The sequence below is a fragment of the Sphaerothrix gracilis Ecp01 genome (assembly GCF_030405905.1).
In the GTDB taxonomy this organism is placed as follows: domain Bacteria; phylum Cyanobacteriota; class Cyanobacteriia; order Phormidesmidales; family Phormidesmidaceae; genus Sphaerothrix; species Sphaerothrix gracilis.
The window spans coordinates 1-26,831 of the sequence record NZ_JASATW010000004.1 but is presented as its reverse complement, the minus strand read 5'-3'; the positions used below and the strand labels follow the sequence as shown (position 1 = coordinate 26,831).

Here is a 26,831-nt window from a genome sequence, read left to right as displayed (position 1 = left end):
ACTACAACCAGTTACCCACTAGCACAAAAGCGGCCCAGTAGTAAGGATGCTGATACTGACCGTCCTCGCCCTGCAGCAGCTTGAGCTGAGCCTGGCGCAGAATTTCGGCCTTGGTTTGGCTACTGCCTGAGAGTTCTTGATAAAAATTACTCATCAGCTCAGCCGTTCCCTGATCGCTAACTTGCCATAGGGAAGCCAGGGTACTGCGAGCGCCCGATCGCACGGCAATGCCCGCCAGCCCTAGGGCGGCGCGTTCATCGCCAGAGGCCGTTTCGCAGGCGCTGAGAATCAGCAGTTCGACGGTTTCATCACGACTGAGTTCGCTGGACTGGAGCAAGCTTCCAAGGGCGTTTGCTTGAATGCGACCGTCCCAGGTAAGAATGTAGGTATCTTCTGGATCAGAGCTAAATTCACCGTGGGTTGCCAAGTGAACCACGCGGAAGTTGGAATCACTCAGGGTTCGTTCAAAATCTCGATTGTTAAAGTCCTGGTTGAGCAACACTTCAGCCGGCACCTCGGCCCGAATTTTGGCAATTTCTGCCTCGACATAGGGCAGTCCGCTATAGCCCTGATTGGACTGGCTCAGCCCCCCTACTAAGGCCGTCACTCTTCGCTGCGTGAGCGGCTGCGGATCTAGAAGTTGCAGACCGGGCGTCAGGGCGATCGCATATTTTTCAATCAGATACTCGTCCTGCGCGTTCATTAACACCGTCATCGGCACGTTGCGCAGTGCTCCATCCAAGACAAATACTAAAACCTGGGTATCACTGGCCTCCAGTGCCGGGGCAATCGGCTCAATCAGCCACTCATATACCTGACGTGCCAGGGGCCGAAAGTCTACAGGCGGCTCTGGTTCATTATTCGTGACAACATCAACATCAGCTCGTGGTGAGCGAGCTGACGGCTCAGCCTCAGCCAGCTCCGGGGCTGGAGGTGACTCTGGTACAGGCGCAGATATTGCATCTGGAACAGGGACCTCAGGCGGCTCAATGGCGATCGCCTCTCGCAAATCATCCAAAGTCTGCTCAATTTTAGCTTCACTCACCGTCACTGAGACATGCTGCAAAATCTCCTGCCCCGGCAGGCGCACCACGATTTCTAAGCGATCGGGCAGAATGATCGGATAGATCACGGCTGCCTGGGTATCGACCTGATCAATCTGAATTGGATTCGTAATCAAACAGTCCGCTCGGAAGAAGTTGACCAGCTCTGCCACCTGCAAAGACTCGATGACATCACGAGCCACTGCTAAATTTTTAGAACTGGGTTCAGCTCCCGGCTCAGGCTGAAGCAGCAGGTCTACTAGCTCCCGGTAGATTGGCTCGATGCCCTGGCGGAAGGAAAAGCGTACTTCCGGGTTGATAGCGACTAGATCACTGCGCAGCGTTTGCAGGGTTTTGATTGCTTCCTGGTAGGCGGCGATCGCGCTGGTAATATTTCCCTGAGACTTCAGAATTTGGCCGAGCTGCCACTGCCACTGATAGGTAATGGCATTAGCCTGACTCTCTTGAGCCAGGGTAAGAGCTTGCTGGGTTGTCTCTGCTGCCTCTGTCCACTGCTGCTTTTTCTGATAAAGCTTGCCCAAATAGCCCAGCGCATAGGACTGTCCCCGCACGTCTTCTAAAGCCTGCGCCTGAGTTAAGACCTGGGTCAATAACTGAGCAATGTCTAGATCTCTGAGCGCAGCACCCTGAAGCTGCGGAGGACTTGCAGCCTCAATTAGGCTCTGCGCTAAGCTGGCCTGCATCAGTATGCTGCTGCGGCTGGGGGGCAGCTCCGGCAGTTGTGCCCAAATCTGGGCGAGGAGGTCTGAGACAGTTTGCGACTGATCGGGGGTGAGGTCGGGCTGGGATAGCCAAATTTGCAGGTGGTTGATTTGGGCCTGGAGCCGCGTGTGTAAAACGGGGGAGGTGGCTGCCTGCTGGTAGTAGCTAGCTGCCATTTGCGTATCTCCTTGAGCCATCGCGTTGCCTAGGCTCAGCAGGGTCGCGCTTTTTTCTACCTCTAAACCCGCCGTACGCGCCACATCCAAACTCGCTTGCAAAGTCTGAATCGATGTGTCTATAGAGTCAGCCAGTCGTTGCAGGTTGCCAAGCTGTCTGAGTCCTGCTGCTTTGAGGGCAGCGTCAGGCAGGGTTTCTAGCAGCTGACGCACTTCCTCTAGGCGATCGAGGGAGCGACGATAGCGCCCCTGGACCCGCCAGATTTGAGCCTGATTCAGCCGGGTGCGGATTAGGCCAGCAGTATCCGCGATCGCTTCATAGGCGGCTTCTGCCTGAGTTAGTGACGCTAGTGCCTGATCAAGCTGCGCCTTTGCCATCTGGATTTGCGCCTGGGTGCTGAAGACCTGCGCTTTGACCCGCTGGGTATAGTCAGAGTCAGCCAGCGCTGTGGCGATGGTGACGGCTTGAGCAATCTCGGCTTCGGCTTCGGAGTATTGGCCTAGCTTCAGATGGGCCAGCGCTAAATTACTGAGGGCTACCGCCTGATTGGCCGTATTAGGTGTGGCAGCTTGCACCGCCTGCCGCCAGCTTTGGGCGGCGGGGGCATACTGACCGCTGCTGTAGTAGCGGCGTCCTGCCTGAAGCTGCTGTGTTAGAGATGTAGCGGGTGGCGGCGACACCTGAGCCTGCACGGGCGTCAGTGTCAGGCTGAGCCAAAGAGTAAGGCAAAAAAGGGCAAGGAAACGAACAAGACGCGATCGCAGAGACATTAGTTCAAACCCTCCTCAGCAACTCGGCAGGTATCTTCATGTAAATTAGGAGCGGCTGCCGAGACAGTAGCCACCAAGCGAATCTCGCCTGTCTCTGCTCGGATCCAACCTTGGGGTTCGACAATGCGCTCTGGCGCTGCGGCAGGATTGGGGGCAGCACTGGTGGGGGCGATCGCGGTCTCTACCGTCTCTGGCCCCAAGTCTTCTAGAAAGCCCTCTTCCTCTAGCCGCTGACTGGGGTCGCTGGGCAGTCCCCCCTGACCCGTCACCACAAACTCATTCCTCTCGCTCCGTCCTAGCGCCTGACAACTGCGATCGATCAGCCCAGTGGGGTCACTCAGGTCAATCGGCAGCTCGGCCAAACCTTCATCGGTGATCAGATCTGGCAATGACGTATTGCCAGATGTCCCGGAGGCAGAATCTACCGAGATGTCCACCCGACCATTGCCACGAAACTGAGCAAAGCTGCCGGGATTGCGGCCTACAGGAGTGGCTCGGCTATTGGAAAACAAATCAGCCAGAAAAGCAGGCGAATTGATCGAGATATTGCCCCCCGGCCCAAATTCAGCATTGGCGAGGATGTCGCTGTCTTCGATGGCGACGAAAGCCCTGGAGCTGATATCGATATTGCCGCCGCCCCCGGTGCTGTCAAAAACGCTGGAGCTGACGAGGCTGCCGCGATTTAGGAAAAACACGCCTGCATTGACGCCGATATTGCCGCCCCCGGCCCTATCTGAGCTAGCCGAAATCTCACCGCCGCTGGCAGCGAGCGAGTCTCGTACCCTGATCCCCACATTGCCTGCAAGTCCCTGACCCTCAGACCGACTCAGTATGCGTCCAGTATTTGCCAAAGCCAGCGAATCCGCCTGCACCTGAATGCCGCCGCCATTCCCTCTGCCTAGGGCGGCTGTAGAAACCTGCGCCCCATCTCGAATTGAGAATGCGCCTGTTGTGACACTAACATCGCCGCTGTTGCCGCTGCTACCCACTTGCCCAAAAGTCGAAATACCGCTACGGGAAAGTCCCGAAGCACTACCTGCTGTCACAGTAGCGACACCTGAAAAATCAATCGACTCAGCTGCAAAAACGTCAACATCTCCCCCACGGCCAAGTCCGGTTGTGCCAGTTTCTATTCTGCCGCCTCGGTTTGCCGTCAACTGCCGCGTGGTTACAGTAATGTTGCCAGCCGACTGCTCACCTAACGTCAATGTTGTGATATCACCCCCCAATAAATTGACAGATTCTGAAGCATCAATGAACAGAGTCCCACCAACACCTGTGCCCGTAGTGGCTGCTGAAATCAAACTACCGCCTTCTACATTGAGTCGGCGGGTCTCAACTCGTATATTGCCAGCCCTACCAGAGCCAAGCAGCGTGTCACTTGAAAACTGACTGTTCTCTAACAGGTCAACGGATTGCTCAATCTGAGCGGTAATATCACCTGCTGGTCCTTTTCCAGCCGTTGTGGAACTAATAAATCCATCGTCACGTAAAATTAAACGCTGAGCGGCTAAGTCTAATGAACCGGCTGCTCCGTCACCCATTGAGAAGGTAGTGATAATGCCTAGGCGCTCAAGCAATATCGTATCTTCGATATCAATGCGGATATTACCGCTATCGCCTGTCGATCTCGCTTCGCTGTTGATCACCGACTGATCGCTGAGCCTTAAGTTCTCGGCTGAAATAAACATTTCGCCCCCCCGACCACTGCCTAACGAGCCAGCGGCAATAACACTAGAATTAGAAATGTCAATATCCTGTTCAACACGAATCGTCAGCGGCCCAGTTGCTCCACTTCCTAAAGTATTAGAGGTAACGATGGAAGTGTTGTTAAGACTAAGTTCATTGGCCTCTATTGTTAATCGCCCAGAGCTACCCGCATCCAGAGAAGCGGTTGATATAATGCCTAAATCTTCTAATTGGACGGTATTAGAGGCTGATATAAATAAGTTACCTGAGCTACCAGGGCCATAGGCTTCAGTATTAATCTGTCCAAAGCCTCTTAAGGTTAGATTTCGTGTCTGAACTGAAATGTCTCCACCATCACCAGTAACATTAAATCCCAAGGCAATATTAAGGGCTGAGGTACCTGCATAGATTCCGCTGCCAATACCTTCATTGACCACAGCAATCGGGCCAAAGCTTAGTATGCGATCAGGTAGTTCTGTGTTAAATCCGATGGCTTCAATAGTGTCAGCATTCACAGTGACACCGCCACTATTACCTGACCTGCGAGTAATCGCAAGTACCTGTCCACCATTCAGTAGACTGAGATTGTCAACATTAATCTGAATTGCTCCACCATTATTAGCGCCATAGGTTGAGGCATCTACAACTGCTGCCTCAACAATCTGTAAATCTGGAGTGTTGATTTCTATGAAACCCGGTGTGCCATTGCCGAAGATATTGGCGTACAGCCCACTGGAAAACCCGGCAGTATTGCTGAAGCCTGCGAAGCGAACCTGATCGCGGCCATTAACTTCAATTTGGCCAACATCGCCCTGCCCGAAATTAGTTGTTTCAATATAGCCCCCGTCTAATAGCTCAATAGTCGCCGCATCAACAAAGACATTGCCACTATTACCTGTTGAGCCACTATTAATGGTGGTACTGATTGAGCTAGTGGACGTGGAAATCGAGAACTCTGCCAGCGGAAACAGCGCCGGAATTACCGAACCGCTAATTTGCAACGACTCACTGACATTGACGTTAATATCACCTGCGAAGGCAGGCGCTGGGCTGAGCAGGGTGGGACTGCCTGAGAGCGTTGTGAGAACGCCCCCGTTTGTCAGAGCGAGTGAGTTGGCTGTCAAATTAATAGCGCCACTTGTGCCTGAACCTTTGACACCGTTAGAAATGACGCTGTTTGAATTACCGCCAACGCCGTCAACGACAACAGCCCCCGTCGTGGCAATGTTGATATTTGCGCCCGTTCCGCGCCCGTCAACACCGCCAAAAATACCTGCTCCCTCTGTGATAGAGAGAGAACCAGATTGAATGGTGATTTCACCTGCCGTAGCTGATTGATTTGAATTAGCTAAGCTCAAGAGCCGGGTGTTAAACCCGGTGAGAAGAATATCGTTTTGCACATCAAGACTAATCTCGCCAGCGCTGCCAGAGCTGAGCGATCGCGAATCAAGCTGAGCGCCTGGAAGTAACGCTAAAGAGTCAGCCAATATTATGATGTCGCCTCCCCGCTCTGAACCTTGGGTAAAGGTATTAATTTCTGCGCCGGCCTCCAAACGAACCCCATCCGCCGCAATTAAAGCTACGTCGCCCGCTCGTCCTGAGGCAGAACTGGTTTGAATTATGGCAGCGCTAGGGAGAGCGATCGCGCCACGAGAATCGATCAAGACATCGCCACCGTTGCCTGAAAAGCGATTAAAGAATCCGCCGGCATTGTCATCTGTCCGAATTGTCTGTACTTGGATATCCCCGCTTAGAGCATTATTAGGCTGGTATTGGTTCGTCAGCAAAACTAAACCGTCTGGCTGAGTAACCGCAATGCTGTCCACCGTGATATCAGCCGACAGTCCGGTATTAGAAGCTGTTAAATTCGTAGGAGTAGAGGCACACCCCGTACAATTCACCGCACCGCTAGCTGCCAGCGTACCGGCGCGAATATCAACTACTGGGCGAGTATTGCCGTTTACTAAAATCGAATTCGTTCCGTCCGGCAGCGTCTGTGATAGCGACACTGTCTCAGTCGGAAAGCCAGGATCGGTGCCATTGACCGTGACGTTGCCAACATCCACAGAACCCCCAGCAACTACCCGCAAAGAGCCGCCCGTATAGCTATCGAACGCCACGTTGCCGCCTGCGGTAATCACCGGGTCGTTCGGACTTAGCAAACTGTTAGCACCACCATCTAGCTGTTCCACCCGGAAGCTGCCACCGCTCCAGAAGTAGCCGTCACCAATCACCGGACTGTCTGAACGCAGAATCAGGTCGCCCCCTGCAAACAGACCGCTCTCAGGATGAGCTAGCGCAAAGATATCCACCTGCTCGTTGCCCTGGATCTCTAGCTCCCCCCCTGCTGCCGCAATGAACGGACTAGTCGCACTGTCTCGGATCTGCGCCCTCTCCTGAGCTTGCAGAACCAGATTATTTCCAGCAGTCAGCTCGCCGCTCAAGTCTAGATTCACTCCGTCTAGCCGCAGGTCTTGCCCCGCCGCCAGAGCTGCCTGAGTGCGAATCTCACCGCGCTGAGCAGCGCTGTACTGCAAGCCGGGGGTGAGGCTGACGGTGAGCAGCGTCGGTACAGCAGGGTCGGTGGCGCTGAAAACCTGGCCGTTGAAGTCAAAGGCAGCAGCAGTGCTGGCGAGAAAAGAACCTGTGATGTCAAGCTGAGCGTTGGGGCCAAAGACGATGCCGTTGGGATTGAGCAGGAACAGGTTGGCGCTGCCGTCCACGCCGAGGGTGCCGAGGATGTTAGAAGCGCTGCTGCCGGTGACGCGGCCCAGGATATTCTCGATGCCTATGGGATTGGCAAAGTAGACCCGCTGCAGTTCAGCCACGTTGAAGTCAGCAAAGCTATGGAAGAGGTTGACGCCGCGCGTAGCGCCTCCCTGGATTAGCTCTGCTGAGCCGCCGCGCACGTTTGCGTCAGGAGCAACAACTGAGGCTTCGCTGCCGAGGGTGGCATCAGGCGTAATCTGGGCGATCGCTCGGTTATGAATTCCTGAAGCGATCGCCAAAGCCAATACGAGCAGCGATCGCTGACGACTTTTGACAAGAAGCATACACAACCTGAGCGCAAAGTGAGTGACGATTGCCCAGCGCATCCTACCGGCTTGCAACACCGAGAGAAAGTCCGGGATTACACGGATCCTATAGTCACTTTTGGGCGATATCTTTGAAGCCCTTGTAAAGATAGGAAAAAATTAACACGTTCAAACTAGCCTTCAGAAACATTAGTTCAAACCCTCCTCAGCAACTCGGCAGGTATCTTCATGTAAATCAGGAGCGGCTGCCGAGACAGTAGCCACCAGGCGAATCTCGCCTGTCTCGTCTCGTGTCCAACCTTGGGGTTCAATGATTCTCTCTGGTGGTTCAGCTAAATTACTCGCTGGTTGACTACCCCCCAAACTATCCTGCTGTAGCGCATGAGGCCCCAAGTCTTCTAAAAAGCCCTCTTCCTCTAGCCGCTGACTGGGGTCGCTGGGCAGTCCCCCCTGCCCCGTCACCACGAACTCATTCCTCTCGCTCCGTCCTAGCGCCTGACAACTGCGATCGATCAGCCCGGTGGGGTCACTCAGGTCAATCGGCAGCTCGGCCAACCCTTCATCGGTAACGAGATCTGGCAATGACGTATTGCCAGATGTCCCGGAGGCAGAATCTACCGAGATGTCCACCCGACCATTGCCGCGAAACTGAGCAAAGCTGCCGGGATTGCGGCCTACAGGAGTGGCTCGGCTATTGGAAAACAAATCAGCCAGAAAAGCAGGAGAGTTTATTGAGATATTGCCTCCCGGCCCAAATTCAGCATTGGCGAGGATATCGCTGTCTTCGATGGCGACGAAAGCGCTGGAGCTGATATCAATATTGCCGCCGCCCCCGGTGCTGTCAAAAACGCTAGAGCTAACGAGACTACCGCGATTCAGGAAGAACACGCCTGCATTGACGCCGATATTGCCGCCCCCAGCCCTATCTGAGCTAGCCGAAATCTCGCCGCCGCTGGCAGTGAGCGAATTGTTTACTTGAATATTGATTCCTCCAGCAGTACCTTGTCCCTGGGCACGACTAATAACCCGTCCAGTATTAGCAATAGTTAAGTTATTAGCTTGCAGGTTTACTTGCCCGCCGTCGCCGTCACCAAAGGCAGCGGTAGCGACTTCGGCTCCGTTACTGACTGTAAAATTGCCAGTCGTGACGCTGATGTTGCCGCTATTTCCTTCGCTGCCTAACTGACCTAGGGTCGAAATCTTGCTGGGAACGACGCCGCTAAAGTTGGGATCATTGACAATAATATTGATACCGAATTGCCCTGGCAGCTGACTCGGATCAACCTCACCGTCGCTAAAAATAACCCTTGCAACTGGATTGCTAGCGATCGCCGCTTCAAGATCTTCCAAGGTAATTGGTTCTGAGGTCCCTGTGAGTTCAATAGACTCAGAGGCCACCACGTTCACGTTGCCACCGGCCCCTGTTCCGGTCGTGCCTGCTTCAATGCCGCCGCCATCGCGGACTGTGAGCCGACGAGTGTTTACAGACACATCTCCTGCCGGAGCAGTGCCAATCGTTGCGGTTACCAGGGAACTATTGACTAGCTCAACAGCGTCGGAAGCTGTCACGTTTAGGCTGCCCCCTGGTCCCGTGCCGACGGTGGCGGCGGAAATCTCGCTCCCTGAGAGTCTGAGCAGTCGAGTATTTAGGTTGAGGCTCCCCCCCCTGCCGGAGCCAAAGGTATCGGCAGAAAACTGACTACTGTTGGTGATTTCGACTAAGTTGCCAAAGCGGGCAGTGATGTCACCTGCATTTTCAGAACCGAGGGTTGACGAGTTGATGATGGAGCCGTCTCGGATGAAGAGGCGACGGCCTGTGAGGGTGATGTCACCAGCGGCTCCGGCGTTTAGAGAGGTTGTACCAATGCCACCGCTGTTGGCGACAGTAATGCTATCAGCGACGTTGATCGTTAAGGCTGCGCCTACACCATCGCTAATACTAGAGGCAATAATTTGAGCATTGTCACGCACCAATAGCTGCTCAGCCGTGAGGGTCAAATCGCCTCCTGCCCCACTGCCTGCTGTATTGGAGGCAATCTGCCCGCCATTCCCTACTTCAATTGTCCCAACTACGTTAATATCAGCCGTTCCCGCAGCACCAGAACCCGCGATCGCATTATTGATAAAGCCACTATTAAGGACTTGTAGACTGCCTGCCTCTAGCTGCAAGTTGCCGCCGATACCTCCAGTTGTCAAACCACCTGTATACAGCCCGCTGGGAATATTAGTGGTCGATGAGGGGCCATTAACCAGGGTGTAGTCAGGAAACAGAGACTCATCAACCGCCGTTAAAATTGTGTCGGCAACGTTAGCGGTATTGACGTTGTTGGCTAGGCTACCGCCTGTAGCTATGGCGATCGCGCTAGCCTGACCATTGGCATCAATGCCAGTACCTGAACTAAGGGTATTGATAGCAGCAACCTGAATATCGTTCGTTACCAAAGCATTAATAGCTTCAGTCTGATCAACAGTTGTTGTGTGTGAAACAGCATCACCAAACCAGATAATGACCCGTTCAGCATTATTTCGCCAGCCAGTAGCTTGATTAGTTGCGATACCCGGATCCGTACCTCCTATCGCATCTGTTGACGCCCCTGATGTTGCAACCTGTTGTAAAGCAAAGAAATTGCCCTCCGGTCGGTCTCCGCCTCCAAAAGCAGACCAGTCATTAATAGCTGTTTGAGCTTCTGATGCGCTTTCGGTAATAGACTGTTGAAGTCTATAAGGAGTCGTTGAAGAGGAGCTTTCACGAGGATCGCGCTGATATTGACCGACACCAAAATTGACACTGACCTCGCTAAATCGCGGGTCGTCCCCAGCCAAAGCAGTCAAGACATCAGATGCATTGCTTCTGACCGCTGTGATAATGCTTCTCATACTGCTGGTATTGTCTGCCAGGAAGAAAACATCTACAGTGCCTACCACTGGCGGCGCTTGAATGTCCGCATCAGGCAAAGTTTTATCGATCGCTGGCCCGGAGATTAGCACATTATCTCGAACAGCTAAATTTAAGTTGCCAGCACTCCCTTGAGCCTCTAAATCGCCGTCTACGCCAATCTGAGTAGAGATCATGCCGCCGTCAATCAGCGATAGGGAACCCGCCTGTAGATCAATATCGCCGCTCCCCCCCGTCCCTCCTGACAGCACAGAATTAATAATGGCGCTGTTGGAACCACCGCCAAAGCCATCAATCACCACTTCATCTCGGACACGGATGTTGATTGCGCCCGCATTTCCCGTGCCGCGAACGCCGTTATAGATACCAGCCCCATTGGTAACTGCCAAAGAACCCGCCCGAATATTGATATCACCGCTGTTGGCTATAGCCCCTGGTTCCACCAAGCTGACAATACGGGTATTGGTGCCTCTTAGCGTTAAGGCACCGCGCAGATTCAGATTAATATCCCCCCCCAAGCCAGTACCTCGCGTGCTGGTGTCTAGCTGAGTACGGTTATTCATCGTTAAGCCACGAGCCAGAACGGTGATGTCTCCGCCCGCGCCATCCCCGTAAGCACGGGTCTGAATTAAAGACCGTTCCGCCAAGGTGACATCGCCTGCTGCAATTAAATTTACATCCCCCGCTGCGCCTACTGTATCAGGCCGACCATTCGTGCGAATGGCTCCGTAGCTATTGAGGGTAATGTCGCTGCGTGAGTCGATTACCACGTCGCCGCTGCCGCTAGCATTGCGGGTATCAATGCCTCGAACAGAAATAGCTCCAGCCAAATCATTAGGTCGATACTGATTACTCAGAAACACCAAGCCATTAGGCTGCTCTATAGTGATGCGATCGACGGCAATATCAGCCCGCTCAGGCTGATTGATCGAAAGCTGCAAACCGTTAGGGGCAGGAGAACCAGTCAGTCCAACAGGTGCGCCCACATTGGTCACACCCGCACGAATATCTAGCGTTGGCTGAGCGCTGCCGTCAATTTGCACCGTGTCAGTGCCATCCGGCAAAGTCCGCGAAAGGCTGACGGTCTCCCTTAAAAAGTTGGCGCTGTCAACGCCGTTAATAATCACATCCCCAATCGTCACTGAGCCTCTAGCCAGAACGTGGAGCGACGCCCCTTCATAGCGGCTAAAGCTGACATCTCCTCCGGCTCGAATCACCGGGTCATTCGGACTCAGCAAACTGTTAGCGCTGCCGTCTAGCTGCTCTACCCGGAAGCTGCCACCGCTCCAGAAATAAGCATCACCAATCACCGGACTGCCTGAACGCAGAATTAGGTCACTGCCCGCAAACAAACCACTCTCAGGATGAGCCAGCGTAAAGATGTCAATCTGCTCGTTGCCCTGTATCTCTAGCTCCCCCCCTGCTGCTGCGATGAACGGACTAGCCACACTGTCTCGGATCTGCGCCCTCTCCTGAGCTTGCAGAACCAGATTCCTGCCAGCAGTCAGCTCGCCGCTCAAGTCCAGATTCACTCCGTCTAGCCGCAGGTCTTGCCCCGCTGCCAGAACTGCCTGAGTGCGAATCTCACCGCGCTGAGCAGCACTGTACTGCAAGCCAGGGGTGAGGCTGACGGTGAGCAGCGTCGGTACAGTTGGGTCGGTGGCGCTGAAAAGCTGACCGTTGAAGTCAAAGGCAGCGGCAGTGCTGGCGACAAAAGAACCTGTGATGTCAAGCTGAGCATTGGGGCCGAAGACGATGCCGTTGGGATTGAGCAGAAACAGGTTGGCGCTGCCGTCTACACCGAGGGTGCCGAGGATGTTAGAAGCGCTGCTGCCGGTGACGCGGCCCAGGATATTCTCAATGCCTATGGGATTGGCGAAGTAGACCCGCTGCAGTTCGGCCACGTTGAAGTCAGCAAAGCTGTGGAAGAGGTTGACCCCACGCGTAGCGCCTCCCTGAATTAGCTCTGCTGAGCCGCCGCGCACGTCTGCGTCAGGAGCAACAATTGAGGCTTCGCTGCCGAGGGTGGCATCGGGCGTAATCTGGGCGATCGCCCTCTTCTCACTTACCAAAGCCGTGAGCACAGCAAAAAACAAGACTGCTAGCGATCGCGGCTGCATTTTTAAGATAAGCATTAACTACTGAGATGAGACATCGCAAACCAGAGCGCGATCGCCTTAAGCAAGCAGCGCCCTCTAGTTCAATCGAAAAACGTCCGGGATTACACGGATAATAACTTCGCTTTCGGGATATTTTTTTGAAACTCTTATAAAGATGTACCGAGAAACAATAAGTTCTCAAAGATTCACTCAGAAGCTGTCGTTGCTGGAGTGCGGCAAGTATGAGCGACTAGATGAGGCCATGCGATCGTCTGACTACCTGCAACTAGGCGGATCGTTCCCGCCTCATCTCGCACCCAGCCCTGCGGTTCGATAATAATTTCAGGGTCAAGACCTGCAGCGGCGATCGCCCTTGGTTCAGCTTCAGAACGGTTCATCTCTGGCTGGAGTGGTATGGGCCCCAAATCGGCTAAAAAGCCTTCCTCCATAAGTGGCTGAGCGGGTGAAGCTGGAAGACCGCCATATCCTGTAATCACAAAACTGTTTTCGTCGTTACGGCCCTGTAGTTCACAACGGCGATCAATCAGACGGGTTGGATCTACAAAGTCCAGCACCGGAAACTCGTCAACATTGCGGCCTTGCTGCAGCACGTCAAAGCCGCCATCGATGCCCAGAGGCGTGGCTGAGGTAAAGTCACTTATCGGTGTGCGCACTCCCTGAAAAGCGCGAAAGCCAAAAATTCGAGCTGCCTCAGCCGTAATATTGCCGCCCCTGCCCAGCTGAGCATTGGCTACCACGTCGCTATTTTCCTCTAGCACTGCGACAATCAAGCCGTCTACCGTTAGAAAAATGTTGCCACCGTTAGCGGTGCTAAAAGCTTCTGCTGAAATCTCACTAGCATTGCGCATCCCAATGGAGCCATTAACTTGCAGATCAATATTGCCGCCATCGCTTTGCAATGTATTGGAACGCAGTTGTCCTTGATTTAGGGCAATCCCCTCAGTGGTGACTGCCAAATCTCCAGATCTGCCTGTCCCGGTTCCGCTGACCGTGATTTGTCCTCCTTGAGCGACCTGTAGGCGATCTGTGTTGATGGCAATGCCTCTGGCATCCCCAGCACCGCGACTTTCAAATCTCAGCGCTGAGTCGGTTCCTTCTACAATTACAGCGTCTTCTGCATCCACATTGAGCAAGCCACCTTGCCCTTGATTAAATGTGGTAGCCGTAACGCGCCCGCCCTCTCTGACGATGAGCTGCTGAGTGTCGATGTTTAGCTCCCCTGCATCGCCGCCGCGCTGGGAGTCAAAAAGGAGTTGACTGGGGGTGCTGCCGTCGGTTGATGTGCCTATCACTTCAACTAGCTCAGCGTCGTTAACTGTTAGGCTGCCCGCTTGTCCTGCTCCCTGAGATTCGGCGGAAACTCGGCCTCCGTTGCGAATGGTTAAGCGATCGGTTGTGATGTTAATAGATCCTGCATTAGCGATATTTTGACCTTCAGCACTCGTGTAAATACCGCTAGATATGGTCGAATTCAGCGGGGATGTGCCTTCAACAGTGACAGAGTTGCTAGCACTGATTGCAACTTCGCCGCCATCGCCAGAATCAGACGTAGCTGCCCCAATCCGAGAGCCAGAGGCAACGGTCAAATCATCTACTTGCAGGTCAATTTGGCCTGCATTGCCATCATTTACGCTGTCTGCTGCAATGCCAGAACCGTTGCGAAAAATAGCTTGGGGAGTTTTTATCTGAACATCACCACCGTTACCTACGCCGACAGTCCCCGTAGCGATCGCGGCAAATCCATCAAGTTGAACTGAATCTGTTGCAGCAATTTTTACCAAGCCGCCTTCACCTAAACCAGAGCCAACGGAGCCAGCACTAATTCCAGCGCTATCTCGTATTGTTAGCACCTGAGTTTTAATATCAATGTCACCAGCTTTGCCTGTACCGTTAGTCGCAGCAGTAATCCCGGTTCTAATACTAATTACTCTTTGGGCTAAAGCTACACCCAGGGGTTCAGTCAGTGCCGGATTAAGAGATGGGTCAGTTTGATTACCTGTAATCTCAACGGAGCGTCTAGCAATAACGGTAATATCACCACTGCTACCGCTGCTGAACGAATCTGTAAATGTAGCGATGCCAGCCCGCGTTTCGGTAGCTGGGTCAGCTAAATTTTGCATTTGCAGCCGTTCTGTCTCGATTATCACGTCACCTGAACTTGCCGTAAACAAGTTAGAAGTACCAATGGCTGTACCTCTAGCCGCTATGAGCAAAAGATTGGTTGTTGTAGTGTTAACAGGCTTAATAGGCGAATTGAGAACATCATCATTGATTACAGCAACTCGATTAGCACTGCGAATCCAAACAGTTCCCCCTTTACCAGAACCGGTACCACTGAAAGCAGCGGCAGTTGCTACTAATCCTCCATTAGCAACAATGACATCAAAAGCAGACAGTTCAATATCACCAACATCAGGGGAATCAGCATCTACCGAAATGCTGCTGATAATGCCACGGTTGACAAGAATCTGGCGATCGCTCTCTAAAGTTACTTGACCGCCCGCTGCCCCAATCGTTTCAATTGTGGCCCCTGGATTCAAAGTAATATCTTCACTTGCTAAAAAAGTAATAGCCCCGCCATTGCCGCTAGTTGGGACTGGCCCAATTGGAAATCTTGCAAACCTCTCTATCGCATTATTGGAAGTGTTTATTGTTCCGGTTAGATCAATAGCCCCGCGTGAGTCTATCAGCACCTCACCGGCATTACCGCTGTTGACGCTCACATCAATATCTTCAATTTCAATATTGCCCGCTAAGTTATTCGGCTGATATTGATTACTCAGAAACACCAAGCCATTGGGCTGATTTATAGTGATGCGGTCAACTAAAATATCTGCACGTATAGGCTGCTGGCTGGGCGTTTGTAATCCGTTAGGTATTGGTGTACCTGCTATGCCCGGTGGTGCACCCATATTGGTCACACCCGCCCGAATGTCGGCTACCGGGCGATCGCTGCCGTTAACTAGAACTGAATTAGTACCATCCGGCAGTGTCCGAGAGAGCGGCACCGTCTCATCTGGAAAACTGGGGTCGGTGCCATTGATGGTAATGCTGCCGATGTTGACAACCCCACCCGCCACTACTCGCAGCGAGCCACCTACATAGCTGGTAAACGTCACGTTGCCGCCTGCGGTAATCACCGGGTCATTCGGACTGAGCAAACTGTTAGTGCTGCCGTCTAGCTGTTCCACCCGAAAGCTGCCACCACTCCAGAAGTAAGCATCACCAATCACCGGACTGCCTGAACGCAGAATCAGGTCGCCCCCTGCAAACAAACCGCTCTCAGGATGAGCTAGCGCAAAGATGTCAACCTGCTCGTTGCCCTGTATCTCCAACTCCCCCCCCGCTGCCGCAATGAACGGACTAGCCGCACTGTCTCGGATCTGCGCCCTCTCCTGAGCTTGCAGAACCAGATTCCTGCCAGCAGTCAGCTCGCCGCTCAAGTCCAGATTCACTCCGTCTAGCCGCAGGTCTTGCCCCGCTGCCAGAGCTGCCTGAGTGCGAATCTCACCGCGCTGAGCAGCGCTGTACTGCAAGCCGGGGGTGAGACTGACGGTGAGCAGCGTCGGTACAGCCGGGTCGGTAGCGCTGAAAAGCTGACCGTTAAAGTCAAAGGCAGCAGCAGTGCTGGCAAGAAAAGAACCTGTGATGTCGAGTTGGGCATTGGGGCCGAAGACGATGCCGTTGGGATTGAGCAAGAACAGGTTGGCGCTGCCGTCCACGCCGAGAGTGCCGAGGATGTCAGAAGCGCTGCTGCCGGTGACGCGGCCCAGGATATTCTCGATGCCTGCGGGATTGGCAAAGTAGACCCGCTGCAGTTCGGCCACGTTGAAGTCAGCAAAGCTGTGGAAGAGGTTGACCCCGCGCACCGCCCCGCCTTGGATGAGGTCTGCTGAGCCGCCACGCACGTCTGCGTCAGGAGCAACGACTGAGGCTTCGCTGCCGAGGGTGGCATCGGGCGTAATCTGGGCGATCGCCCCGCTGCCCCCAACTAAAACTGCCGCCACACCAAACCGCAACGCGACTTGAAGTCGCATTCCCTGTTGGTAAATGCCCATAACGTTGAGATCACCCTAATGAGTAGGAAGTCAGCGATGCAATGGCCTCAGGCCGTCTACGAGCTGCTTAATGATGGGCTACAGGGAATGCGTATCCGCATTATCGCGGAGATACTTTGTAGGTTCTATAAAGAAGAGATAAAGTTTATGTGAAAATGCGGGATTAGAATAAGGTACCCGTCAGCGTAAATAGGATGCCGTTTTCCTGCAGAGAGTCGCCGTCGGCATTGTCCTCAATGAGGGGAATACCCCAGTCCAGCCGCGCCGTAACCCGATCGCCTGCTTGCCACAACAGTCCAATGCCTACAGACGCCAGTTCATCGGCATCCGGTGCAGGGCGATCGCCCCGGTTCCAGGCCAGCCCATAGTCTACAAAGGGCGTTAGCTGCACTAGGCTTTCCCATTCCGGAATTCGTAAAATCGGCAGCCGCACCTCTAAAGAGGCAAATAAGCCGCTATCGGCTGTGGTTCTATCTTGGCGGTAGCCCCGCACGCTGCCCTGACCTCCGATCCGAAACTGCTCTAAAGAGAGTAAGGGGCGATCGGCGAGCTGAGTATTGAGCCGGGCCAGCAGTAGGGTGTCACGAGACAACAACTTCACCCATTGGGCCTGACCCTGCCAGCTAAAAAAGCGGCTATCGGGCTGGTCATTGTCGTTGATCGTTGCTTCAAACCAGTCGATACCGAGATTAAACTGCGATCGCAGGGCAATCACTTGATCAACCTGTCGCTGTGTCCATTCTTGGCTGAAGCGTAAGGCCGTAATTTGTATTTCTCCACCCGCATCAGCCCCTGGCGTGGGAAATCCCAGGCGATCGGTACCCGGTAGCTGAAACGTACTGCGGCTGACATCATGGGACAGCGTGAGTCCCAAAGCAAATTCTTGGTTGGGGGTTTGTAAGACAGGCTGGCGCAGCGTCAGCTCAATCGCTTCTGAATCAGACTCAATATCGAGAATCTCGAAGTCGTCTTCAATAACGCGGCTGTCACTGGTGCTGTAAAGCAAACCGATGGTGCCGTTATAAGGATTGAAAGGCACCGTATAGCTCAAATCCCAGGCATCGCTGCCGTCAGTTTGGCTGTAGCCCAGCACTAAGCGATCGCCTAGCCCTACCAGATTGCCTTCGCTAATCTGCGCCCGCCGCCGCAGCGTACCTACCGTTGGCGATCGCCCATTATCGACCGTCAGCTCACCCCGGGTACTGTCAGCTTCAACAACGCTAACGGTCAAAAGGCTGCCGCCTGTCTGTGTCCCTGCCGCCAAATCAGCCGAAAGAGACTCAATTAACGGATCGATTTGTAGTAGCTGTAGTCCTTCAATTAACTGATCTACGTCTAGAGGTTTGCCTGCAGCTACTGCAATGCGGCTGCGCACGTAGTTAGGATTGAGATTTTCTAACCCTTCCACCACGATTTCTTCCAGTTTGCCTTCCACAACTCGGATCTCCACCACGCCGTCAGAAATGGTTTGATCCGAGGGAATAAAGGCACCGGAGGTAATATAGCCTGCTTCCACGTAGAGCTGGGTAATGGCGGAACGAGCTTCAAACAGTTCAGCAAAGGTAATTGGGCGGTTGGTATAAGCTGCAGTCGCGTTGCTGAGTTCTGACTGGCTAAAGACCGTACTGCCCGTTACCTGAAACTGCTCTACCACCACCGTACCAGGTACGTCTAGTCCAGATTCCGGCAGCTCAGGGCGAGGAGGCAGCGGCAGCAGGTCTTCGGGGGCGGGTAGGGGCTGAGGCTGAGGGGGCAGTTCTGCTGGCGGATCTGTGAAATCTGGCAGGTTAGGCGGCTGTTGAGCCACAAGCTGCGCTGACGGTTGCCACGTGTTGACGGGCTGAGCAGATAAGGCGATCGCAGGCAGCATGATCCAAACCATAAGTCATCCCTTCAAAGCTTGCTTAGGCAGTATCCCAAAATAGCCTAAGCCCCATTGCAGCTTAAAACGGGCTTGCTGTACAGCGCTCGCTCTGTCAGGTCCAGGTTAAGCCGGGATGACAAGCGGCAAAATGCTCCGTCTGAGCTAGGGTTGGGGCGCTGCGGCAAAAGCGCTGCAGGCAGTCCTCTGACCTATTGAGGAGGTAGCCAAGGCCGAGCCGCGAGGTAGACCAGCGTGCTGGCGACCATGCCAGGCAGGACTTCATAGACATCCTGCGACCAGTGCAGACCTATGCGCCAGAAAAGAGCTACTCCAACGCCTGTCAACATCATGGCGATCGCGGTAGTTGTATTGATTGGCTGACGAAAAACCCGCACTACCATCAATGGTCCCAGTCCAGCCGCCAAAGCCGCCCAAGAAAACGTTACCAGCGTAAATACATCATCTGGGCTAACCAATGCCAGTCCCAAAACAACGACAACCATAAACAGAGTACCGGCCTTCATCAGCCAGTCAGGTCGCTGTTTGAGGGGTAATAAATCTTGGGTTAAAGCGGCTGAGCAAGAAAGTACCTGGGCATCTGCGGTTGAAATGGTGGCGGAAAACAGACCGACTAACACCAATCCCACCCAGAGAGAAGGTAGCAGCCGGGTGGCCAGTTCCGGTAGGGCCAGTTCCGGGTCGCCACCGCTGAGTTCAGGTAAGAGTACCCGCGCCGTCAGGCCAACAATCGTAGCGGCGATCGACAAAACAATATTGAGAACTAGATATAGGTTGCGGGTGCGACTGACTTTTTCAACCGAATCAATGGTCATCATCCGCACCATAATATGAGGCTGACCGATGACACCAAAGCCGGAGGTGGCCCAGGCAAAGATGAAGGGTACAGCGCCAAACAACAGATGGGTCGGCCAGGGACTCACTAAGTCAGGACTAATGTCCTTAAGCTGCTGTCCCAAAGCGCTGAAACCGCCAACTGTGGCGATCGCTGTTCCTGCCAGCAAGATCATGGAGCCAATCATCAAAATAGACTGGACTGAGCCAACCCAGATCGAGGCGCGAATGCCGCCTAGGGTGCAGTAAATTGCTACGATTGCCGCCCCCAGCAGAATGCCGACGGCAAGATCCCAGTCAAATAAAACACTAAGGGCTTTGCTACCGGCCTGAAGCTGCGCCGCCGCATAAGTTCCTAAAAAGCCCAAAGTCAGCAGCGCCACCGTCGCCGTTATCCAGCGTCCATTCTCAACACCGTGGCCCAGAAAATCAGCAATGGTTTCTGAGTTAGCCGTTTCTGAATTCTGACGCAGGCGCTTATGTACCGAAAGCCAAGCGCAAATTTCCCCCGTCAAATAGCCAACCGAGATCCAAATCGCTGACAGCCCGGTTTCATAGGTAAATCCGATCAGCCCGATAAACATAAAGCCGCTGTTGCCTGTCGCCACGGTAGACAAAGCGGCTAGCCACGAATTAACACCCCTGCCTGCCAGTAAATAATCTGAGCTAGTGCTGCTCTTACGCCGACTGGCATAAAGACCCACACCGATAAATAAAGCAATGAAGCTAGCAAAGGTAATGGCGATCGGGGCTGTTTCGGACATTTAAGCGTATCAATTAGAACATTTAGTAGTGTAACGAAGCTTTACAACGGGTGACAGATACAGCGGCAAGACAAAAGCGGGGATGCAGTGCGCACCCCCGCCCAAGCGGTTTCTAAAAAGATGAGATCCTACGCCGTTACTGGGGTGCGGGCATCACGGCTAGAGCCATCAGCAGCTAGGCGCTCGCCTTCAATGAAGGAACGTAGCATCCAAGCCATTTCTTCGTGAGCTTCCATCAGGCCGGTGAGGAAATCGGCAGTACCTTCATCATGGTAGTCGTCTTGGCACTTGTCGATGTGCTCGCGCAGATTGCGGATGATCTGCTCATGATCGTCAACGAGACGAGCCACCATTTCCGTAGCGGTAGGCAAGTCGTTGGTGTGCTCTTTGATGGTGGTTAGCTTCAGGAAACCTTCTGCTGTACCAACCGGGTAACCCCCCAAAGTCCGGATCCGCTCAGCGATCGCGTCGATGTTGAGCGCAATTGCTTCGTATTGCTCTTGCCACAGTTCATGTAGGGTACGGAACTGAGGACCAACCACATCCCAGTGGTACTTCTTGGTCTTAATGATGAGCAGGTATGCGTCTGCCAGGTCGCGATTCAACAAATCGTTAACGCCATTGCGTTGTTCTTCTGTGAGGCCAATGTTAATGCTTTTCATAGAAAATATTCTTTTGACTGCTCTTTCTATTAAAGAAATTTTATTGATTTGAAACATCCTTCAGGAGACAGAGCCTACTTTGAAAGCAGGTCTAAACCCTTCAGTTAGTTTTCTAACAGATTAAAGTAAATGATTTCTTTCTTTGGGTAGATGTCGCAAATAGAATTTTTTCTTGATGACTCTTTAGAAAAGCTTTTACTAGAGATTAAGCTTTGTCGCTTAGGCCAAACTGATTGAGCGAAGAATGATTGAGCGACCTGGCTTGAGCCAGCAGATTCTTGCTGCTAAGGGCTTTGCGCATTTAGCAAACAGCCTTTTTCTGAACGGCGGTATAGCGATAGATGTTATTAACCATACATTTTTCCGCTCAACCTCTGCTCCAATTGCTAATTGACCTTTTGATAGATTTAAAGGCGATCGCTTCGCTCAAAAATCTAAATACCCTACTCCGCAATCTTTCAATAAAAGAGCTTCTCAAAGCTGAATAAAATTGTTATTGACGCTAAATTACGAGAAGACAGTAAGAAGTCCTTAAAAATCGGAATTAGCAATGGTTACTATACAAGCAACCGATACCTATCCGCTCTCTGCTGAAGCGCTACAGCAGATGAATGCCTACTGGCGAGCGGCCAACTATTTATCTGTCGGTCAAATTTATTTATTAGATAATCCGCTGCTGAAAGCCCCCCTGCAGCAAAGCCACATCAAGCCGCGTTTGTTAGGCCATTGGGGAACCACACCAGGACTTAACTTCATCTATGTTCACCTCAACCGGGTGATTAAAGCGCGTGACCTCAGCATGATTTACATTGCGGGGCCGGGGCATGGTGGCCCTGGACTGGTGGCAAATACCTATTTAGAAGGCAGCTATAGCGAGCACTATCCCAACATTGCCGAGAACGAAACTGGCATAAAACGCCTGTTTAAGCAGTTTTCTTTTCCTGGCGGCGTCCCTAGCCACGTGGCACCTGAAACGCCCGGATCGATCCACGAAGGCGGCGAACTGGGCTATTCCCTTTCTCATGCCTACGGTGCGGCCTTTGACAATCCCGATCTAGTGGTCGCCTGCGTCATTGGTGACGGCGAGGCAGAAACCGGACCACTGGCGGCAGCTTGGCACTCCAATAAATTTCTCAATCCGGCCCGTGACGGGGCAGTGCTGCCGATTTTGCATCTCAACGGCTACAAAATTGCTAACCCGACGCTGATGGCCCGCATGAGCCATGAAGAGTTAGAAAGCCTGTTTGTCGGCTATGGCTACAAGCCCTATTTCGTCGAAGGCTCCGAGCCAGAGAAAATGCACCAGGCGATGGCACGGACGCTAGATGCAGCCTTGGAAGAGATTGAAGAAATTCAGCGCTCAGCTCGTGAGGGCGATGAGGTGCAGCGACCGCAGTGGCCGATGATTGTGCTGCGATCGCCCAAAGGTTGGACTGGCCCAGAGTCAGTTGATGGTAAGAAAGTAGAGGATTTTTGGCGATCGCACCAGGTTCCTATTTCTGGCATCGCTAAAAATTCTGACCACGTCCAGCAGCTCGAAGCCTGGATGAAAAGCTATCGGCCAGAGGAACTGTTTGACGAAAACGGCCAGCTCATTCCAGAACTCAAAGCCCTTGCTCCCACTGGCGAACGACGGATGGGAGCCAATCCCCATGCCAACGGCGGCATTCTGCTACGCGACCTGAGTTTGCCAGACTTTCGGGACTACGCTATCACCGTCGATCAGCCAGGTACAACCTACGAACAGGCAACCAAAGTGCTGGGCGCCTTTCTGCGGGATGTGATGCAGCACAATATGGAAACGTTCCGTGTCTTTGGCCCCGACGAAACCGCCTCCAACCGCCTCAGCGCCCTGTTAGAAGTCACCAAGCGCACCTGGATGGCCGACCGGCTTCCGGAAGACAGCGAAGGCGGCGATCTCAGCCCCGATGGCCGCATCATGGAAATTCTTAGCGAGCACACCTGTCAGGGCTGGCTAGAGGGTTACTTGCTCACCGGACGCCACGGCTTTTTCTCCTGCTATGAAGCCTTCATCCACATTATTGACTCCATGTTCAACCAGCACGCCAAGTGGCTGAAGGTAACGAAGAAAGAGATTCCCTGGCGGCGTCCCATTGCCTCCCTCAACTACCTGCTGACGTCCCACGTCTGGCGACAGGATCATAATGGTTTTTCGCACCAAGACCCTGGCTTTATCGACCATGTGGTGAACAAAAAGGCCGACGTCATCCGCGTCTATCTGCCCCCCGATGCCAATACCCTGCTGTCAGTAGCCGATCACTGCCTCAAAAGCCGCAATTATGTCAACGTCATCGTGGCGGGCAAGCAGCCGGAACTGCAGTATCTAACGATGGACCAGGCCATTAAGCACTGCACCCAGGGCATGAGCATCTGGCAGTGGGCCAGCAATGACCAAGACAGTGAACCGGATGTCGTGATGGCCTGCTGCGGCGATGTACCCACTCAGGAAACCCTGGCGGCTGTAGATTTTCTGCGTCAGCATCTGCCCGATATCAAGATTCGCGTCGTGAATGTGGTAGACCTGATGGCGCTTCAGCCCGCCAGCGAACATCCCCACGGCACCAGCGATGTCGATTTTGTCAGCATGTTTACCCCCGACAAGCCGATTATCTTTGCTTTTCATGGCTATCCCTGGCTGATTCACCGTCTCACCTATAGCCGCCCCAACCACGGCAATCTGCACGTGCGGGGTTACAAAGAAGAAGGCACCACCACCACGCCCTTTGACATGGTGGTGCGCAACGAGATCGATCGCTTTAGCCTAGCGGATGATGCCCTCGATCGCATCCCCCGCTTCGTCTATCAAAAGGCCCACGTGAAGCAGATGATTCACGACAAGTTCGTAGAGCACAAACAGTATGTCTACGAGCACGGCGAAGACATGCCCGAAATCCGCGACTGGAAGTGGCCGTATTAAGGAAAGCTCTGGTCAAAGCCAAAAACCGGAATTAGGTTTCTGAGGCCAAAGCGAAAGCCTTGGCTCTAGTAAGATCACAGAAACCTAGTTCCTGAAATCAGGGAACTAACTTTAGCCGCTAAATTTAAAAAAATATGAGCTTGACCGTCTATTTCTTGCGACATGGTGAAACCGAATCCAGCCGCAATGATGGCTTTTGTGGTGTTTCAGATCCAGATCTGACCGATGTAGGCAAAGCTATGGCCGAGGCGTTTGCCAAAGCCTATCAGTCATTCCAGTGGGAAGCCATTTACGTCAGCCCCATGAAGCGCACCGTTGCTACGGCGACGCCAATCTGTGAGCTAACCGGACTGGAGATGCAGCTCCGAGACGGGCTGAAAGAAATGGACTTTGGCCAGTGGGAAGGCAAAGATAAACCCACTGTTCACCGCGAATTTCCCGACGACTACGTGCGCTGGCTCACCGAACCCGCCTGGAACCCACCCACCGGCGGCGAAACCGCTGTGCAGGTAGGCAGCCGCGCCGCCCTGGTAATGGCAGAAATTGAGGAAAAGCATACCTCCGGTAATGTCCTAGTGGTTTCCCACAAATCCACGACGCGGATTGTTCTCTGCAACCTCCTCGGTATTGATCTGGGCCGCTACCGCGATCGCGTAGCCATGCCTGTCGCCTCCGTCAGCACTATTGAGTTTGACGTACACGGGCCGCTGCTCAGAAGCCACGGCGATCGCGCCCACCTGCCCGCTGAACTGCGCAATCTGCCAGGGACATAAGGGCAGAGATAGCAGTCAGGGAAATGAGGAAGACAGAGATCTGCCCGAGCTGAGAAAAATCCGGACAGGCAGATTGCGCCAACATGTTTCAGCTATGACCGCCATCTCTCAACCAAACCTGCCCCGCCGCGATCGCTCTTATTAAAAGCTCCTCAAGCTCATGCACATTCTCATCCTCAACGCCGGATCCAGCAGCCACAAATGCTGCCTCTACGATCTTGCAGCTGACTCGCTGCCAAACGATCCGCCAGAGCCGCTCTGGCAAGGGCAGCTCGACTGGACCCATCAGCAAGGCAAAGTTGAGCGGACAGTCAAAACGGCGACAGGAGAGACAGAGGAGACAGTGCTGTCGGTTTCGTCGCGGCAAGAAGGGCTAGCTCAGCTCCTCGAAACCCTGTGGAGCGGCAAAACTCAGGTCGTTGCGGGACCAAAGTCGATCGCTATCGTCGGCCACCGGGTCGTTCACGGCGGCGAGAAATACCACGACAGCGTCCGAATTGACGCCGCCGTGAAGCAGACCATTGAAGACTTGATTCCCCTAGCGCCGGAGCACAACCCGCGTAATTTAGAAGGCATTGAAGCGATCGCTGGGATCCTCGGCAACGTGCCTCAGGTAGCCGCCTTTGACACCGCCTTCCACGCCCAAATGCCAGAAGCCGCTTTTACCTATGCGGTACCCTACGACTGGCGATCGCAGGGCATCCGCCGCTATGGATTTCACGGCATTAGCCACCAATACTGCGGGCAGCGGGCAGCGCAGTTGCTAGAAAAACCGCTGGCAGACTTGCGGCTGATTACCTGTCATTTAGGCAATGGCTGCTCTCTGGCTGCGGTGCAAAATGGCCGCAGCCTCGACACCACAATGGGCTATACGCCCCTAGAAGGGCTGATGATGGGCAGTCGCAGCGGCTCAGTCGATCCAGGGCTGGTGCTGCAGCTTTTACAGCAGGATTCCTACAATATTCAGCAGCTCAATCACTTGCTGAATAAAGAATCAGGTCTGAAGGGGATTTTTGGCGCATCGGGTGACATGCGACAGATTACCGAAGCGATCGCTCAGGGCCACGATCGCGCTCAGCTAGCGCTGGACATGTTTATTCACTCACTGCGACGACACATAGGCGCGATGCTGGGGGTTCTGGGCGGTTTAGACGGGCTGGTACTGACGGCAGGGATCGGCGAAAATACGCCCCTAATCTGGCAGGCGGTAGGAGAAGCGTTTAGCTTTTTGGGGCTAGCCCTAGATCAAGAAAAGTTAAAGCGATCGCCCCAAGACCAAATCATCTCCACCCCAGACTCGGCAGTGCAGGTGTTAGTGATTCACACGCAAGAAGAATGGGCGATCGCTCGTGACTGCTGGCGGTTAGCCCAAGAGAATTAGCACTGTCCTGACAAGCTCAATCGCTCTCCAACCGCCATAGCCACACCATCAACGCCACAACGCCTAGCTGTAGCGCTAGATTGGGCAATGCCGTGCCCACTTCCCGTCCGGCCAGCGTTTGGGCGAGAAAGACAAATGCGCCGATTAGACCTGAAGCCCCAAATGTGCCGTAGATAAATTTGCGCAGTCCTTTGTAGGGCGCTTTAGCTTCAGCTTTAAGCCGTTCGTATTTTTCGCGGCTCATGCCTCTGGGGGGCTGATTGGACGGTCGATTATCTGGCATGGGAATTTGTTGGCAACAAGGCTCCAAGTTTTATCTAATCAGTAAAGCGGCTTACCTGCGAGGCTGATTTGAAAGTATCAGCAGTAAACAAGGCTTCTAAGGCGATCGCTTGGGCCGCTGCCATTTGCCCATAGGTAAAGCAGTAGGGCGTATTGGGCGGTAGCTGCGGCAGGAACTGCTGCCAGGCGTAGGGACTGCCGTAAACCACTAAGCCCTGTAGCTGTTGGGTCTGAATGAGAGCACTCAGCCAGGTTTGGGCTAGCTGGGTGACGTCAGCACTGCCGCGAAAAGGGTTGCCGCGAATAAAAAGCTGGAGCAGGGTGGGTTGCTGGCAGTCCACCAAGGCTGCCCCGGTGCTCTGCGTGTCTATGATTTGCAGCGAGCCGCCAAGCTGGGCTGGCAGAGCGATCGCTGGGGCAGTGCGGCTGAGAAACCGACTGTTTAGCCAATCATCGGTCACGATTAGATTCTGTAGTGGCTGGGCTGGCGTTAGTCGGGTAGGGCTATGGCAGGTAGACTCCCGCAGAATTTCGGCGGCTAGCTGCCGCAGGGCTGGCTGAGCTAGCTGCTCTAGCTGGACTGGCGGTGGGGGGATATGCTCCCAGGCATGTTTAGAAGTCTGGCTGGGCTGATAGGGAGAAGCCACCTTGAGCTTAGCCCGCCAGAGCCGCTCTAAGGCCGACTGAATCCGTTCAGAACTCAGGCGACCCGTCTGTACCGCTTCGCAGACAGCCTTGATCACGCCCTCCGGATCAGACGGCATCAGCAATACATCCGCTCCAGCCTCTAGGGCCAGCACTGCC

Annotated in this window: 12 protein-coding genes and 1 pseudogene; 4 read left to right on the top strand and 9 right to left on the bottom strand. The window is 53.7% G+C overall.

Annotation, left to right across the window (positions count from 1 at the left end; translation table 11 throughout):
* Position 1: 1 nt before the first annotated feature.
* The 7 genes from QJQ48_RS05130 to QJQ48_RS05100 form a co-directional block, all read right to left on the bottom strand.
* On the bottom strand, positions 2 to 2,713 hold the full coding sequence (locus QJQ48_RS05130; RefSeq protein WP_346290132.1) for a CHAT domain-containing protein: 2,712 nt from the start codon (positions 2,711 to 2,713) through the stop codon (positions 2 to 4).
* The gene (locus QJQ48_RS05125; protein ID WP_346290131.1) at positions 2,713 to 7,455 is read right to left on the bottom strand and encodes a two-partner secretion domain-containing protein; all 4,743 of its coding nucleotides are present in this window, start codon (positions 7,453 to 7,455) and stop codon (positions 2,713 to 2,715) included. Before QJQ48_RS05125 ends, QJQ48_RS05130 begins: the two co-directional genes overlap by 1 nt.
* Positions 7,456 to 7,626: 171 nt before the next feature.
* Positions 7,627 to 12,468 carry a two-partner secretion domain-containing protein gene (locus QJQ48_RS05120; protein ID WP_346290130.1) on the bottom strand — a complete coding sequence of 1,614 codons (4,842 nt, stop codon included), beginning with the start codon at positions 12,466 to 12,468 and terminating at the stop codon, positions 7,627 to 7,629.
* A 170-nt stretch (positions 12,469 to 12,638) separates the two neighbouring features.
* Positions 12,639 to 16,511 (bottom strand): two-partner secretion domain-containing protein, encoded by a 3,873-nt coding sequence (locus tag QJQ48_RS05115; protein ID WP_346290129.1) that lies wholly within the window; start codon positions 16,509 to 16,511, stop codon positions 12,639 to 12,641.
* A 163-nt stretch (positions 16,512 to 16,674) separates the two neighbouring features.
* Positions 16,675 to 18,393, bottom strand: a complete 1,719-nt coding sequence (locus QJQ48_RS05110) for a ShlB/FhaC/HecB family hemolysin secretion/activation protein (protein ID WP_346290128.1) — start codon at positions 18,391 to 18,393, stop codon at positions 16,675 to 16,677.
* A 191-nt stretch (positions 18,394 to 18,584) separates the two neighbouring features.
* A complete protein-coding gene (locus QJQ48_RS05105) occupies positions 18,585 to 19,991 on the bottom strand; it encodes a sodium/proline symporter (protein WP_346290127.1) in 1,407 nt (468 codons plus the stop codon).
* Positions 19,992 to 20,119: 128 nt separating this feature from the next.
* Complete coding sequence (locus QJQ48_RS05100) at positions 20,120 to 20,653, bottom strand: Dps family protein (protein ID WP_346290126.1); 534 nt, start codon at positions 20,651 to 20,653, stop codon at positions 20,120 to 20,122.
* A gap of 244 nt (positions 20,654 to 20,897) precedes the next feature.
* Here QJQ48_RS05100 and QJQ48_RS05095 point away from each other — a divergent pair, with 244 nt between their 5' ends.
* From QJQ48_RS05095 to QJQ48_RS05080, 4 genes are all read left to right on the top strand, one after another.
* Positions 20,898 to 21,047, top strand: a complete 150-nt coding sequence (locus QJQ48_RS05095; RefSeq protein ID WP_346290125.1) for a hypothetical protein — start codon at positions 20,898 to 20,900, stop codon at positions 21,045 to 21,047.
* A 156-nt stretch (positions 21,048 to 21,203) separates the two neighbouring features.
* Positions 21,204 to 23,591 (top strand): phosphoketolase family protein, encoded by a 2,388-nt coding sequence (locus tag QJQ48_RS05090; protein ID WP_346290124.1) that lies wholly within the window; start codon positions 21,204 to 21,206, stop codon positions 23,589 to 23,591.
* A gap of 134 nt (positions 23,592 to 23,725) precedes the next feature.
* On the top strand, positions 23,726 to 24,364 hold the full coding sequence (locus QJQ48_RS05085; RefSeq protein WP_346290123.1) for a histidine phosphatase family protein: 639 nt from the start codon (positions 23,726 to 23,728) through the stop codon (positions 24,362 to 24,364).
* Between the two features lie 160 nt (positions 24,365 to 24,524).
* The gene (locus QJQ48_RS05080) at positions 24,525 to 25,745 is read left to right on the top strand and encodes an acetate kinase (protein WP_346290122.1); all 1,221 of its coding nucleotides are present in this window, start codon (positions 24,525 to 24,527) and stop codon (positions 25,743 to 25,745) included.
* A 16-nt stretch (positions 25,746 to 25,761) separates the two neighbouring features.
* On the opposite strand, the gene QJQ48_RS05075 is transcribed toward QJQ48_RS05080, so the two are convergent.
* Both QJQ48_RS05075 and QJQ48_RS05070 read right to left on the bottom strand, forming a co-directional pair.
* Positions 25,762 to 26,028 (bottom strand): DUF3493 domain-containing protein, encoded by a 267-nt coding sequence (locus tag QJQ48_RS05075; protein WP_346290121.1) that lies wholly within the window; start codon positions 26,026 to 26,028, stop codon positions 25,762 to 25,764.
* A 34-nt stretch (positions 26,029 to 26,062) separates the two neighbouring features.
* Positions 26,063 to 26,831, bottom strand: a pseudogene (locus QJQ48_RS05070) (beta-glucosidase); the annotation flags it as partial.

Excerpts from the sequence above, each read along its gene's own strand:
- QJQ48_RS05130 (WP_346290132.1), bottom strand. The coding sequence starts at position 2,713 with ATGTCTCTGCGATCGCGTCTTGTTCGTTTCCTTGCCCTTTTTTGCCTT.
- QJQ48_RS05125 (WP_346290131.1), bottom strand. The coding sequence starts at position 7,455 with ATGCTTCTTGTCAAAAGTCGTCAGCGATCGCTGCTCGTATTGGCTTTG.
- QJQ48_RS05120 (WP_346290130.1), bottom strand. The coding sequence starts at position 12,468 with ATGCTTATCTTAAAAATGCAGCCGCGATCGCTAGCAGTCTTGTTTTTT.
- QJQ48_RS05115 (WP_346290129.1), bottom strand. The coding sequence starts at position 16,511 with ATGGGCATTTACCAACAGGGAATGCGACTTCAAGTCGCGTTGCGGTTT.
- QJQ48_RS05110 (WP_346290128.1), bottom strand. The coding sequence starts at position 18,393 with ATGGTTTGGATCATGCTGCCTGCGATCGCCTTATCTGCTCAGCCCGTC.
- QJQ48_RS05105 (WP_346290127.1), bottom strand. The coding sequence starts at position 19,991 with ATGTCCGAAACAGCCCCGATCGCCATTACCTTTGCTAGCTTCATTGCT.
- QJQ48_RS05100 (WP_346290126.1), bottom strand. The coding sequence starts at position 20,653 with ATGAAAAGCATTAACATTGGCCTCACAGAAGAACAACGCAATGGCGTT.
- QJQ48_RS05095 (WP_346290125.1), top strand. The coding sequence starts at position 20,898 with ATGATTGAGCGACCTGGCTTGAGCCAGCAGATTCTTGCTGCTAAGGGC.
- QJQ48_RS05090 (WP_346290124.1), top strand. The coding sequence starts at position 21,204 with ATGGTTACTATACAAGCAACCGATACCTATCCGCTCTCTGCTGAAGCG.
- QJQ48_RS05085 (WP_346290123.1), top strand. The coding sequence starts at position 23,726 with ATGAGCTTGACCGTCTATTTCTTGCGACATGGTGAAACCGAATCCAGC.
- QJQ48_RS05080 (WP_346290122.1), top strand. The coding sequence starts at position 24,525 with ATGCACATTCTCATCCTCAACGCCGGATCCAGCAGCCACAAATGCTGC.
- QJQ48_RS05075 (WP_346290121.1), bottom strand. The coding sequence starts at position 26,028 with ATGCCAGATAATCGACCGTCCAATCAGCCCCCCAGAGGCATGAGCCGC.